At 65.3% G+C, this 13,563-nt stretch carries 13 protein-coding genes; 6 read left to right on the top strand and 7 right to left on the bottom strand.

What is annotated here, in order from left to right:
• Positions 1-25: 25 nt before the first annotated feature.
• Positions 26-1,063: an L-erythro-3,5-diaminohexanoate dehydrogenase gene (locus Q1L50_RS07080; RefSeq protein WP_300337077.1), complete on the bottom strand. Its 1,038-nt coding sequence runs from the start codon at positions 1,061-1,063 to the stop codon at positions 26-28.
• 79 nt (positions 1,064-1,142) lie between these two features.
• Positions 1,143-2,324, bottom strand: coding sequence for a KamA family radical SAM protein (locus Q1L50_RS07075; RefSeq protein WP_300337076.1), 1,182 nt, complete (start codon positions 2,322-2,324; stop codon positions 1,143-1,145).
• Between the two features lie 160 nt (positions 2,325-2,484).
• Between Q1L50_RS07075 and Q1L50_RS07070 the strand changes: the two genes are divergently transcribed.
• Entirely contained in the window at positions 2,485-2,928 is a 444-nt protein-coding gene (locus Q1L50_RS07070) for an Lrp/AsnC family transcriptional regulator (RefSeq protein WP_300337074.1), read from the top strand.
• A 131-nt stretch (positions 2,929-3,059) separates the two neighbouring features.
• Here Q1L50_RS07070 and Q1L50_RS07065 read toward each other — a convergent pair whose 3' ends face one another.
• From Q1L50_RS07065 to Q1L50_RS07055, 3 genes are read right to left on the bottom strand one after another with little or no spacing between them, the layout of a single operon-like run.
• On the bottom strand, positions 3,060-4,028 hold the full coding sequence (locus tag Q1L50_RS07065) for an aldo/keto reductase (protein ID WP_300337072.1): 969 nt from the start codon (positions 4,026-4,028) through the stop codon (positions 3,060-3,062).
• 12 nt (positions 4,029-4,040) lie between these two features.
• Complete coding sequence (locus tag Q1L50_RS07060; RefSeq protein ID WP_300337070.1) at positions 4,041-5,354, bottom strand: MFS transporter; 1,314 nt, start codon at positions 5,352-5,354, stop codon at positions 4,041-4,043.
• Positions 5,351-6,007, bottom strand: coding sequence for a protocatechuate 3,4-dioxygenase (locus Q1L50_RS07055; protein WP_300337068.1), 657 nt, complete (start codon positions 6,005-6,007; stop codon positions 5,351-5,353). Before Q1L50_RS07055 ends, Q1L50_RS07060 begins: the two co-directional genes overlap by 4 nt.
• 236 nt (positions 6,008-6,243) lie before the next feature.
• Here Q1L50_RS07055 and Q1L50_RS07050 point away from each other — a divergent pair, with 236 nt between their 5' ends.
• The 3 genes from Q1L50_RS07050 to Q1L50_RS07040 all read left to right on the top strand — a co-directional run bounded on the left by Q1L50_RS07050 (position 6,244) and on the right by Q1L50_RS07040 (position 9,908).
• Complete coding sequence (locus Q1L50_RS07050) at positions 6,244-7,287, top strand: PEP-CTERM sorting domain-containing protein (RefSeq protein ID WP_300337066.1); 1,044 nt, start codon at positions 6,244-6,246, stop codon at positions 7,285-7,287.
• Between the two features lie 247 nt (positions 7,288-7,534).
• Entirely contained in the window at positions 7,535-8,920 is a 1,386-nt protein-coding gene (locus tag Q1L50_RS07045) for a DUF3300 domain-containing protein (protein ID WP_300337064.1), read from the top strand.
• 37 nt (positions 8,921-8,957) lie between these two features.
• Positions 8,958-9,908, top strand: a complete 951-nt coding sequence (locus tag Q1L50_RS07040) for a DUF2950 domain-containing protein (RefSeq protein ID WP_300337062.1) — start codon at positions 8,958-8,960, stop codon at positions 9,906-9,908.
• Between the two features lie 89 nt (positions 9,909-9,997).
• Here the strand turns inward: Q1L50_RS07040 and rlmD are convergent, their stop codons facing one another.
• Positions 9,998-11,305 carry a 23S rRNA (uracil(1939)-C(5))-methyltransferase RlmD gene (gene rlmD, locus Q1L50_RS07035; protein WP_300337060.1) on the bottom strand — a complete coding sequence of 436 codons (1,308 nt, stop codon included), beginning with the start codon at positions 11,303-11,305 and terminating at the stop codon, positions 9,998-10,000.
• Between the two features lie 196 nt (positions 11,306-11,501).
• On the opposite strand from rlmD, the gene Q1L50_RS07030 reads away from it, so the two are divergent.
• Together Q1L50_RS07030 and Q1L50_RS07025 are read left to right on the top strand one after the other, a co-directional pair.
• Positions 11,502-11,981 carry a hypothetical protein gene (locus Q1L50_RS07030; protein WP_300337058.1) on the top strand — a complete coding sequence of 160 codons (480 nt, stop codon included), beginning with the start codon at positions 11,502-11,504 and terminating at the stop codon, positions 11,979-11,981.
• A gap of 145 nt (positions 11,982-12,126) precedes the next feature.
• On the top strand, positions 12,127-13,038 hold the full coding sequence (locus tag Q1L50_RS07025; protein WP_300337057.1) for a DMT family transporter: 912 nt from the start codon (positions 12,127-12,129) through the stop codon (positions 13,036-13,038).
• Between the two features lie 33 nt (positions 13,039-13,071).
• Here the strand turns inward: Q1L50_RS07025 and Q1L50_RS07020 are convergent, their stop codons facing one another.
• Complete coding sequence (locus tag Q1L50_RS07020) at positions 13,072-13,332, bottom strand: DUF4351 domain-containing protein (RefSeq protein WP_300337055.1); 261 nt, start codon at positions 13,330-13,332, stop codon at positions 13,072-13,074.
• Between the last annotated feature and the right edge of the window lie 231 nt (positions 13,333-13,563).

Below are 13,563 nucleotides of genomic sequence, written 5' to 3'. Positions count from 1 at the left end.
AAAAGCCTGTTCGCCCATGCGACGGTCAGACGTACCACGCTTCGAACAGCTGCCGCAGCTTCGGACTTTCGCGCAGCAGGGCCAGGGCGAAGAGCGCATGGTCCCTGGCGTAGCCGTTGCCGACGATCATGTCGACGTCCTTGCCGACGCCCTCGGCACCGAGTGCGGCGGCGGTAAAACTCGTCGCCATCGAGAAGAAGTAGACCTTGCCGCGGTCGCGGGCGGCCAGAATGCTGCCCATTTCGGTGTTCTGGATGTTGACACAGTTGATCACCACGTCGGCCATGCGGCCAGCGGTCACCCTGGCGATGGCGTCCATCATCGCCACCGCATCGGTGGCATCGACCTGCAGCGCGTGATCGACCCAGCCGAGTTTGCGCATCCGCTCGCAGTCCCTGGCAAACGGCGACACGCCGATCACGCGACCCGCCGGGCCGGCGCGCTTGCGTGCTTCGTAAACGCAAAGCGTGCCCGACTTGCCGCCACCGCCAACGACCACCACGGTGTCGCCGGGACGGACCAGGCGCGCGGTCTGCGCCGGCGCGCCGGCGACGTCGAGGATCGCCAGGGCGACCTTCTCGGGAATGTCGCCAGGCAGCTTGGCGTACAGGCCAGTTTCAAACAGGATCGCCTGCGCTTCGACCTCGATCTGGTCCCTGTCGAGGTGAACCTCCTTGATCGTCGTGATTTGCAGCGGCGTGAGCGATAGCGACACCAGCGTGGCGATCCTGTCGCCCACCCTGAGGTCGACCTTGTCGGTCAGTGCCGGGCCAATCTCGGCGACCCGCCCGATCAGCATGCCGCCCGATCCGGTAACCGGATTGTGGTGTTTGCCACGCCGTTCAACGATGCCACGAACGATGCTGGCGATGCTGGCGCGGTCGTCGGCCGCTTCGCGTTTGATCTGGGTGAAGCTGGCCGCGTCGATGTTCAGCACCGCCACGTCAATGAGGATTTCGTTGTCGTAAAGCGCCATCGAGTTGTCGATCTTCCACGCGCCTTGCGGGAGAACACCGAGCGGTTCGAGCACGCGGTGCGTGCCATAGGGAGAGCCGTGTTGCATGGTAGTAAACCTGGTCAGACCTCACGAAGGGGAGTCGCCAGACACCGGGCGCAGCGCTGCGCCCGGTGTCTGGCGGCGATCAGTTGCTGTGCGTCGGTAGCGCGTAGTCGCGGCCCAGCCCCGGCATCTCGACGGTCTTGCCGGCGTAGTTGCGGCACCTCACCGTCGTTCCCGATCCGTCCAGCAGGTCTTCTTCCCTGACGTAGCTCGGGATGATCGGCAGCTTGCCGAGGCCACCAAGACCATCAACGATGAAGGTCGGGACCGCCGGACCGCTGATCCAGCCACGCAGGCCTTCGTACAGTTGCAGCATCCGGTGATACGGAACGATAAAGTGGTGGGCGCCTTCGACCATGTCGGTCGAGTAAACGTAGTAGGGACGAATACCCATTTCAATGGCTTGCAGGAAGAGTTCGCGCATCACTTCGACATCGTCGTTGACGCCTTTCAGACAAACCGTTTGCAGACCCATCATGATGCCGGCCTTCTGCAGCATCTTGACCCGCTCGCGGAGCAGCGGCGTGATTTCCTTGGGGTGGTTGATGTGCGTATTGACCATCTGCAAGCGGTTCCTTTCGAGCACCGCACAGAGTTCGGGTGTGATCCGGGTAGGCAGTTGAACGACCATCCGCGAGCCCATGCGCAGGAAGCGGACGTGTGGCGCGCGCCGGCGGATTTCGCCGAGGATGTAGTCGAGTCGTTCGTCGGTAAAGGTCAGCGGATCGCCACCCGAGAGCAGCACGTCCTGAATCTGGGTGTTGGCGGCGATGTAGTCGATCGAACGCTCGATCTCGTCCTTGTGCACGGAACCGGCCGGTTGCGAGACCATGCGCTTGCGGGTGCAGAAGCGGCACAGCGTGGCACAGGTGTTGGAAACGAGGAACAGGACGCGGCGCGGATAGCGATGCACGATACTGGTGCCGGGGACGGTGTCGCCCTCTTCTCCCAGCTGATCCAGCATGGTGGCGAAGCCGGGCCTGGTCTCTTCGGCAAAGGTCGGCAGGTATTGCAGACGGATCGGGCACTTCGGGTCATCGCGATCCATCAGCTGCGCCACGTACGGCGTGATCGATACGGCGAACTTGCCATACACCGTCTGATCGACGTCCTCGACGTGGTTGAGGACCCCGTTGAGGTCACAGTGATGGGTGTAACGACGGGCAAACTGCTTCTGCCACGATTCTGCGGACGGATCGTAGGCGTCCAGGGCTTCGCGGGTCAGCAACTTGTTCTGGATGTTGAATTCGACGGTCTGGAGCATGCGATTTCCTCCCCGGTGCGATTGATTGAATTTCGATCAAGGCGACGACAGAGGCGCAGTTTAGGGACCGGTCGAGCCGGCGGAAACAGGCATTCCGCCTGAAATGCCGTGCGAAAATCAGTCATACTGACCGATCTGGCGACAATGTGAAGGAAAGCGCATGGCGAGGACCCTGGACCATCTCGATCGGCAGCTGATTGAACTGCTCAAGGTCAATGCCCGCCTGCCGGTCGTCACGCTGGCCAGGTCGCTGGGTTGTGCCCGAAGCACCGTGCAGCTGCGCCTGAAAGCGCTGGAGGACAGCGGGGTCATTTCGGGTTACACGGTGAGCCTCAAGGCCCGGCGGCACGATTCGAGCATCCGGGCGATGGTCTTGATATCGAGCGATTCCAAGACCGAATTCGACGTCATCAAGGGGCTGATCCGGCGGCACGAGATCGTCAAACTCTATTCGATCAGCGGCCGCTACGATTTGTGCGCGATCCTGACCACCGAGTCGACCCAGGAGCTCGATGCCGTCATCGACAAGATTCGCGCCATCAAGGGGGTGGTCGATACCTTTTCCACGATCGTCCTGTCGACCAAGCTGGATCGTCCGGAGTGAGGGCTGACCCAGGCCAGTGCTGCTCTTCTGGCCGACGCCGCACGGCCGACGTTGGCCGGCCCCCTCTGCCACCGGCTGGCTTGACCGCTGTTCGGCACGCTGAAGACGGGCACCGCCAGACGCGACGGTGTTCAGATCCGCGCCAGGTACTCGGACATCCTGGCGCGTTGTCGCGCATCGGGCAGCCGGCCGTGGCCGGCCGCGAGGTTGTCTTCCAGGTGCTGCAGCTTGCTCGTCGCCGGGATGGCACAGCTTACCGCCGGCTGGGCGAGGATGAACTTGAGAAAGAACTGGGCCCAGCTGACGCAGTCGAATTCCACCGCCCATTCAGGCAGCGGCTGGCCGCGCACGCGCGCGAACAACGACGCCTTGGCGAAAGGCCGGTTGATGATCACCGCGATCCCCAGTTCCTGCGCCAGCGGCAGCAGGCGCGCTTCGGCGTCGCGTTCGGCCATGCTGTAGTTGATCTGGACGAAATCCGGCTTTTCGGCGCGCAGCACCGCTTCGACTTCGCGATAGGCGCCTTCGTGGTAGTGCGTCACGCCGAGATAGCGAATTCGTCCTTGCTGCTTCCATTCGCGCAGCGTCGGCAGTTGCAGCTGCCAGTCGAGCAGGTTATGGACCTGCATCAGATCGATCTGGCGGGTCCGCAAGCGGGTCAGCGACGTCTCCATCTGCCGGATGCCATCAGCGCGTCCGCTGGTCCAGACCTTGGTGGCGAGGAACAGCCGGTTGCGCAATCCGAGTTTCGCCGACAGATCGCCGACCACCGATTCGGAGCGTCCGTACATCGGCGAGCTGTCGACCACCTGCCCGCCGCGCGCGACGAAGCGCGCCAGCACCTGCTCCAGCGCCGGGTCGGCTGAATCGGCGACGTCGAAACTCTGGTAGGTGCCAAGCCCGACGGCGGCAATCAGCTCCCCCGACGAGGGGATACGGCGCCTGAGCATGCCGCTGTCAGCCGTGCCGGATGCCGTGCCGGATTTCGTCTCGGCTGCCGCACCCAAGCCGCCCCCGGCCAGCGCCAGCCCGGCGGCGGCAAGCGCTTTCAGCGCGGCGCGCCGCCCATCAACAGCCGACCCGCTATCGCCTGCCTGCATCACGCTCTCCTTTCATTTCAGCGCCGACGTCGCCGCCAGTGCGCCCTGCCCCGCTTGCTCAATAGAGCCTGCGCCCGCTGTCGCGTCTACCTGCTGCCGGTAACGCCTGCCAAGCCGCAGCCCCAGCCAGCCGAGCGCCAGGGCCCCGGGAATCGCCGCCAGCGCGACGCCCGAGGTGCTCAGTCCGGCCGCCGCGTACAACCAGCCGCCAAGGGCGTCGCCAGCTCTTGACACCAGGGTATCGAGAACGTTCTTGGCTTTGTAGCGCGCTTCGCGATCGACGGCCGTGAACAACGCCTCGCGTGCCGGGCGCATCAGGCCATGGCCGCCGGCCCGCGAAATGACCTGGGTGATCAGCACCACGGTCAGCACCGGAATCGCCGCCAGCACCGCCAGCGGAACCGCCAGCAGTAGCGGCACCGCCGCCAGCGTGATGCCGAGGCCCAGCCTGTGCATCAGACGGCCGGCGACCATCGCCTGCAGCCCGAGCGCCAGCAGGTTCACCGCCAGATCGATCACGGCAAAGAGCTGGGTGCGCGTCTCGGTGGTCAGGGCGGCCGCCTTGACCAGCCGCGCCTGCTCGAAATACACCAAGGTGCCAACGACGCTTTGCAAGACGATCACCAGCGCGATCATCAGCAGGTAAGGCGAAGCGGCAACCTCCGCCAGCCCGGCCAGGATGTTGCCACCGAGCGGCCGGCCCACCTCGGGCCGGGAATGGCCACTCACCACCCGCAGGATGCACAGCAGCGACAGCATCATCAAGGCGGCCGACACCAGCAGCAGGCCATGCACGCCGACCGCGTGCACCGCGAAGGCGGTGATCAGCGGGCCAACCAGCGCACCGCTGCTGCCGCCGGCGGCGATCATCCCGAACAGGCGACGCGCCTGCGCGTGCGCGAAGCTGTCGGCCATCGCAGTCCAGAACAGCGAAACGACGACGAGGTTGAAGACGCTGACCCAGACAAAGAGCGCCAGCGCCGCCGCGGGCGAAGCGCCACCGGCGATCCAGGCCTGAAATCCTGCCAGCACCAGCGCCGTGATGCCGAAGACCGTCGCCAGCAGCGCGCGCCTTGGCAGCCGCGCCGCCGCCCAGCCATAGAGCGGGACGATCGCCAGCATCCCGGCCAGGGTCAGGGAGAACGCCCACTGCAGCTTCTCCGGACCGATCTGGACGCCCATCTCCTCGCGCACCGGTCGCAGCACGTAATACCCGGCAAGCAGCAGGAAGAAGCCGGAAAAGGACCACCACAGCGCTCGCCCCTCGCCCGGGCGGCAATCGACCAGCCGCGCCCAGCGCGCGGCCGACGCCGCCGGTGCGGTCACCGGCTGCCCGGCTCGGCCCGCCCAGGCGTTGCCAGCACGATGTCGAAGCGGGCGAGCAGATTGCCGCCGCCCGCCGGTTGCTCGAACGGGACGATCAGCGCTGCCCGCGCCAGCGGGTCACGGACGCTCTGGAGCAGTCCGTCGCCAGCGTTCTCGGCCGCCCCGGCGACGTACATCTGGGTGATCAGCGGCGGCTGGCCGGCGACCGTGATCGCGAAATGGACATGCGGCGCGCGGCCGGGGTACGCCACGGGCTTGATGGTGCGAAAGCGGTAGCCGCCGTCGCTGCCGGTCACGAAGCGCCCGTAGCACTGGAAGTTGGGGTCCAGAGGGCGCTCACCGCGATCGCCGGGATGGTGGTAGCGGCCAAAGGCGTTGCACTGCCAGATTTCGACCCGGGCAGCGGCCAGCGGCTGACCGGTCTCGTCGACGATGCGGCCATGCAGGTTGCAGATCTCGCCGCGCGCGATGCCACTCTGCCCGGCGACGCTGACCAGATCGTTGTCATCGTCGAGCGGCAGTTGCTGCGGATAGAACGGCCCCAGCGCCTGCGGCGGGGTGCGCAACAGCCCCGCCCAGGCGGGCACGGCAAGCGTGAGTCCGGTGACCGAGGCGGTGGTCAGCAGGATGCGGCGGCGGGCAGAATGCGACATGCGGTTCTCCAGGGCTTCGGCCTTTCGACCGGGTCCGCCGCGCATGATTCCGTTGGCAACGCCGGCAAACGCCCCGGCATCCGGTCGGTTGCCGGATTGTCTCCGAAAATCAACGATTGACGGCGCCTGCTGGGAGCAAATATAGTGCCACTGGTGCCATTGCCTGTCGCGTACCCGACCACCGTTCCGCTCGCTGCGTGGACCGAATCGTGCTGCCGAGCCAATCGGAGGTGTTCATGAAATTTTCCATCAGCGCTGCGATCCCTCGCCTGAACGGGGTCTTCACCGGTGCGCACTGTTTCTCCAGGCTGGTGATGTTCGCGGCCCTCGCCAGCACGCTCGGCGCCACCCCGGCAAGAGCGGCTTTTCTGTACGTCTCCGGCAACAACGCGGGTCCCACCGGACCGATCCAGCAGTGGGCGGTGGGCCTTCCGGCCGCTCCTTTTCCCGCCGCTCCCGATGTGCAATTCGTCCCCGACGCGGCGTTCGTACCTGGGGCCAATGGCCGGGCCTTGGCTGCTGACCAGTTCTTCCTCTACTACTCGGAACTGAGTAGTGGTTTCGGGCCCAGCGACGGGATCCACGTGATCAGCGTTTCGGATCCGATGAAACACGACGTCAGGGTCTTTGCGAACCCGAATCCCGGCTGGGGGATCCAGGATCTCGACGTCTTCGATCTGTTCGGCGACCCGTATAGCGTGAACGCATCACTCTACGCGCTGACCGGATACCCGTCCGGCGCGCCAACAGTGTTCCGGCTCTCGCGCTTCGACGGACACGTGATCGGCCTGCCGGTGGTCCTGCAAGCCCCTGCCGCACCGGATTCGGATGGCTTTACGGTGCTGCCGAATGGCAATTTCCTGGTCAATACCGGCGACGCGTCGCCTACTTACCAGGAATTCGATTCCATCACCGGCGCGGCTGTGGGCCAGGGCTTCACCGTTCCCTGCGGACAGGCGACCGGAGTCGACGCCGGCCCGACCACCCTGGTCATTCAGTGCGACTTCAACTCCTTCCTGATCACCGACTTCAGCGGCAACGTTCTCGACAAGGTGCTGGTTACGGGCAACCACATCGAAGACATCGAAGGAATCTTCGGTCCGCCGCTGCCCGAACCGGCCAGTCTGGGCCTGCTCGGCCTCGGCCTGGCCGCGCTCGGCCTGGTTCGGCGCCGAGCAGGTCGCCTGCAAGCCGCTGTCGAGATCGAGATGATGCGGGATCCGCAAGACCAGCCGCGTGGCCGATCCCGTGCCCGCGGTGAAGTCGAGGACGGAAAGTGACATCGCACAGCACACCGCGCGCGGTGTCATTGCTTATTTCACGGGCAGGAAGGGTCGTCGCCCGAATGCTGTAGGCGAGCCCTGCCTTTTCGCCAGTGGCCGCGGTCGACTTGGCAAACCGGCGCGCCAACGGATATGCTGCCCTGGTACGCCCCCGCCTTTCGCGCGTCTCCCGGCAAGACCAAATCGGTCCGGCCTTGCGGGTTTTCTCGTGAATTCTTCCTTCATTCGTCTGCGAGGATGCTTGATGAACTCAAAATACTCCCGATCCTGTGCGCTGCTGACGGCACTGATGCTCGCCTGGTCACCGACCATGGCGCAGCAAGCGCAAACCACTTCGGCGCCGGAAGCCGCAGCAGCTCAGCCCGGAACGAAGACCTTCGCGCAGCAGGATTTGGATCGGCTGCTGGCTCCGATCGCGCTGTACCCGGACGCCTTGCTGGCGCAGATTCTGATGGCCTCCACCTACCCCCTGGAAGTGGTCGAAGCGGCGCGCTGGGCCAAGGCCAATCCCAAGGTCACCGGCAGCGCGCTCGAGAACGCGATGACCAGGCAGTCGTGGGATCCGGCGGTCAAGGCGCTGACTTCGGTACCACAAGTGCTGACCCAGATGAGCGACAACCTGAGCTGGACGCAAGGCCTGGGCGACGCTTTCCTGGCGCAGCAGCAAGACGTAATGAATACCGTCCAGGCGCTGCGCGCCAAGGCGGATGCCACCGGCAATCTCAAGACCACGCCACAGCAGGTCGTCAAGACCGAGACGCAGGGCAGCCAGACGATTTACGTCGTCGAGTCACCGAAGCCGGACGTGGTTTATGTGCCGACCTACAACCCAAGCGTCGTCTACGGCACCTGGTGGTATCCGACGCCGCCCTACTACATGTACCCGCCTGCCTACGTCTATCCGCCGGGACTGGTGTTTGCCACTGGCCTCCTCGTCGGTGCCGCGATCTGGGGTTCCTGCAACTGGGGCTGGGGGCGCAGCAGCGTCAACGTCAACGTGAACCGCTACAACTCGTTCAACCGGACCAATATCAGCAACAGCAACTGGCATCACAACGTCCAGCATCGCGGAGGCGTTGCCTACAAGGATCAGAATGTGGCCCGCCAGTACAACCGCGGAGGCAATGCCTCCGCCACCCAGGCACGGGAAAATTTCCGCGGCCGCGCGGAAACCGGACGCTCGGAACTCAAAGGAATGGATCGCAGCGAGTTGAACAATCGCGTACAGAACGCGGACCGCAGCGCGGGTGCTGCCACACGCGACAGGGCCGACGGCGCCGGTGGTAGCAGGGCGGAAGCAAGCGATCGTATGGAAGGCGCTGGGCGGGCAACGGCAAGCAACCGTATGGAAGGCGGCGGCGGACAGTCGGGAGCCGGCAACCGCTTTGACAGCGGTGGCGCGAATGCCGCCGCCGGCAAGCGCATGGACAACAACGCGCTCAGCAATGCGAGCAGTCGAGCCGGCGGCAGCGGCGGCGGCTTCTCGGGCATCGGGAACGCCGGCCAGACGCATGCGGCAAGCCAGCGCGGCAGTGCCAGCCGCGCCGAGATGGGCAGCCGCGGCGGCGGGCATCGCGGAGGTGGTGGAGGTGGTCGCGGTGGCGGCGGCGGTGGTGGCGGTCGCCGGTAATCAGCACTGCTCATCCATTTCTGCGGAGAACACGACGATGAAACTCATGCACTCGATCAAGACCTTGGCCGTCGCCCTGTTGTTGGCGATCAATACTCCGGCCCCGAGCGTCGCCGCGCAGCCTGCGCCGACGGCGCACAAGGCCGTTCAGAAGTCCTTCGCCACCCCCGAAGATGCCGCGACGGCGCTGGCCGAAGCAGTGCGCGCCGAGGACAGGAATGCGCTGCTGGCGGTTGTCGGCCCGACCTCGGGCAGCTGGCTGTTCAGCGGCGACGCGGTCGCCGACCGTGCTGACTGGAAGCGATTCCTGGCCGCCTACGATGACAAGCACAGCATCACCGAAGCCACTGCTGACAAGGCATTGCTGGCCGTCGGCGCGAGTGATTGGCCTTTTCCGGCACCGCTAGTGCGCAAGGCAGACGGATGGGTTTTCGACGCCGAGGCCGGCAAAGAAGAAATCACCAACCGGCGTGTCGGCCAGAACGAACTGGACACCATCCAGACGCTGCTGGCGATTGTCGATGCTCAGCGCGAGTACGCCGCGGGCGATCTGGACGGCAACGGCTACAACGACTACGCCAGCCGCTTTATCTCGAGCAAGGGCAAGAAGGATGGCTTGTTCTGGCCGGTTCAGGGAGACGAGCCACCAAGCCCGCTGGGTCCGCTGGTCGGCCAGGCGACGCGGGCGGGATACGCGAAAGTGAAAGGTGATCGGCCGGAGCCTTACCACGGCTATTACTACCGCATGCTGACCGCCGAGGGCAAGAGCGGCCCCGGTGGTGCCTACAGCTACCTGGTCAATGACAAAATGATCGGTGGCTTCGCGGTGGTCGCGTATCCGGCGAAGTACGGTGTATCGGGAGTGATGACCTTCATGGTCAACCACGATGGCGTCGTGTACCAGACCGACCTGGGCAAGAATACCGCCGCGGCGGCGCTGAAGATGCGCAGTTTCAACCCGGATTCAAACTGGACGATGGTGCACTGACCCGCAGCGTCCGTGTTTGGCAGGAGGCGCCAATCGCGGCGCCCCGGCCGCCTCCCTGGATCCTTCGCTCCTGAAGCCTGCCGCTCGGCTCAGCGCGCCGCGACGCGCTCGAACAAGGCGATCGACTCGACGTGCGAAGTATTGGGGAACATGTTGACCACCCCGGCACCGGCCAGACGGTAGCCCTTCTGGCTGACCAGGATGGACGCGTCACGCGCCAGGCTTGGCGGGCTGCACGAGATGTACACGATGCGCCGCGGGGCATCGGCGGCCAGCGCCTTGACCAGTTGCAGCGCGCCATCGCGCGGCGGATCGATGAGCATCTTGTCGAGCTTGCCGAAAGCGCTAACGGTCTCCGCCGTCGCTTCGAACAGATTGGCGACACGATACTCGGCGAGATCGCCGAGGCCGTTCGCCGCAGCGTTTTCGGCGGCGCGGCTGACCAGCTCGGCACTGCCCTCGACGCCCAGGACGCGGGCGCCACAACGGGCAATCGGCAAGCTGAAGTTGCCCAGACCACAGAACATGTCGCCGACGCGCTCACCCGGCCGCGGCTCCAGCAGCGACATCGCGCGGCGAACCAGCACGCGATTGATCGAATGATTGACCTGCGTGAACTCGGTCGGCGAGAAGAAGTGTTCGACGTCGAAGTCGGGGAGGAGGTAAGACAGCCGCGGTCCGGTCAGCGGATGGAAGCGGTAAGCCGTTGCCGGGCCCTTCGGCTGCAGGTAGAAGACAACGCCATGGCGGTCGGCAAAGTCGCGCAGAAGGACTTCGTCTTCCGCCTCGGGTAACTCCAGGACGCGCAGAACCAGCGCCGTCAGCCGCTCGCCGACCGCCACTTCGATCTGCGGCAGGCGGTCACGGATCGACAGCCGACCGATCAGTTCGCGCAGCGGCAGCAACAGCGACGAAAGATGCGGCGGCAGGATTTCGCACTGCCGCATGTCGGCGACGAAGCTGCTCTTCCGCTCATGGAAGCCGACCAGCACGCCGCCCTTCTTCGGAACGAAGCGGACCGACAGACGTGCGCGATAGCGGTAGGCCCATGCCTGACCATGAATCGGCGCGTAGAGCTGCCCGGCCCTGAGCTCGCCGAGGTGCCACAGATGGTCTTCGAACAGCCGCTGCTTGGCGGCAACCTGCGCCACGGGGTCGAAATGCTGCATGCTGCAGCCGCCGCAAACACCAAAGTGCGGACAAGGTGGCGACACGCGATCCGAAGACTCCTCAAGGACGCGCAGCGTTCGCGCCTGCTCATAGGAGGGCTTTCGGCGGTAAACAGCGTATTCGACGCGCTCGCCGGGCAAAGCCCCGTCGACGAAAATCGTCTTGCCGTCGAGCGTGGTCACCCCACGCCCTTCGTGGTCCAGCGATGCAATGATTCCAGTGGGCATTCGATGCTTCCGCAGAAAGGATCGGCGATTGATTCTATCCCGAATGCCGATCCGCTCGCCTGCCGATGCGCAGGCGAGAGCGGCCGCCCAGCCGGTCGTGGCGGGGAAGAGCGGCTGACGGGAACCGACAATGGCGGTCTTGCCTGCCCCGGGCCAAGCCTGCTATCGTCGCCAGAAACCTTGCGGAGATCTCCTGATGAGCAGTCGCCTGATCACCACCTGGACCGAATACGACGGCGCCGTCGAGGAAATCCTTGCGCTGTCGGCGAGCACGCTGCAGATCTTCGACGAGGACCTGTCGACACTCAAGCTCGAACGACCCGAGCGGATCGAGGCGCTGCGTCGCCAGCTGAGCGCGCGGCAGGACAACACGCGGATCACGATCATCGTCCAGAAACCGGATTTCGTCCGGCAATACAGCCCGCAGTTGATGAACTTGCTGGCTGTCTACGCGCCATCGCTGACAATCATCCAATCGCCAGCTCATCTCGACACGCTCAAGGACTCCTTGCTGATCGCCGACGGCCGACACGCGCTGGTCCGCTTTCACCGGGATCATGCGCGATCCAGAGCGATCGTCGGTGACGAGCAGGAGTGCGCGCCCTATCAGCTGCGCTTCGACGAGATTCTCGGCGAAGGCGGCGACCCGCTGAGCGCGACAACGCTCGGACTGTAAGCCCTTACGCGGGATCAGCGAGCCGCTCGTATACCTGCGGCGGCGTTCGGCCTGGTTCGGCGGCTGCCGGATGCGGTGGAGCAGAAGCCGCCGGCGAGCCCGCGCTTTCGGCTAAACTTGCCGCCTTCGTCACGGAGCCGTCGTCTTGAGCCGCTCGCAGGCCAATCTCCTGTTGCTCGCCGTCGCACTGATCTGGGGTTCGGCGTTTGTCGCCCAGGCCGAAGGGATGGCTGGTGTCGGACCGCTGACCTTCACCGGCATCCGCTTCCTGCTTGGGACCGCGGTCGTCGCCCCGCTCGCCTGGCGCGAGTGGCGGCTGCTGTCGTCGCGTGACGCCCAACCGCTGCCGCGCGACGCCCCCGGCATCGCTGCGCTTGGCGTTCTGTTGATGCTCGGCGCAGCGTTTCAGCAGATCGGCATCACCAGCACGACGGTAACCAACGCCGGCTTCCTCACCGCGCTTTACGTGCCGCTGGTGCCGCTCCTTGCATGGCTGATTCTCAGGCATCCCGCGCACTGGTCGGTGTGGCCAACATCGCTCGGCTGCCTGGCGGGGACCTGGTTGCTGTCGGGCGCCAACGGTTTCGATCCCGTGGCCGGCGACCTGTGGGTGATGGCCGGGAGCGTCTTCTGGGCCTTGCATGTGATCTTTGTCGGACGGATTGCCGAACGCCTGCGCGCGCCATTCCTGGTCGCCTGCGGGCAGTTCCTGGTCTGCGGCCTGCTCGGCCTGCTGTGGGCCGGGCTGAGCGAGGCGCTCACCCTGGCCGGGATTCGCCAGGCGGCACTGCCGATCGCCTACGCTGGCCTGGTGTCGGTGGGCATTGGTTTCACCACGCAGGTGGTCGGACAACGCTATGCGCAACCGGCCGACGCGGCGATCATCCTCTCCGCCGAAACCGTCTTCGCCGCGCTGTTCGGCTTCCTGCTGATGGGCGATCGGCTGGACGCCAACGGCATTGCCGGTTGCGCGCTGATCCTGGTGTGCATCGTCGCCGTCCAGATCGCGCCGCTGGCCGCTGCCGGCAGGCGGGCGCTGGCCCGGCGAACTCAATAGAACTTCTGCCGGGCGGACGCGATGGCCCGGTCGTCAGGCCGCGCCGGCGAAAACGTCTTCGAGACTGGCAGCGTCGAGCAACTCGAGGCCCCACATCTCGATCTGGGCAGGACTTGCCTGCGCCAGGCGCTGCGGCACCCAGGCCGGCAGCGCCCCGAAACGACGCTCCAGTTGTTTTTGCAGCAGGGTCGACTCGCCCTGTTGCAGGCCCTGTTGCAGGCCTTGCTGCCGGCCCTCACGCAGGCCATCCTCTTTCCACTGTCGGGTCCACTCTTCGACGGTTTCTGCCAGCATGGTGTCGATCTCCTGTAGTTCGTTGACTTCGGGTAGCTCCTGCCCCGGCATCAGCCGGCGCAACACAACGCGGTTGATCCAGACGACGAAGGCGCGGCGCAGGCTTGCAAATTCAGATTTCCTGATCTCGGAGGAAACCCGGTTGGCACTTTAGACGAGGGCGAAGGTCATTCTTGCCCCGGTTTCCGGATGCGGGAAATCTTGCAGGGTGAGTTCCTCGAGGAGCGCGGC

Source organism: Accumulibacter sp., assembly GCF_029255145.1.
GTDB lineage: Bacteria > Pseudomonadota > Gammaproteobacteria > Burkholderiales > Rhodocyclaceae > Accumulibacter.
The sequence above is the reverse complement of the archived record's forward strand: the minus strand, read 5'-3'. Positions and strand labels throughout refer to the sequence as shown.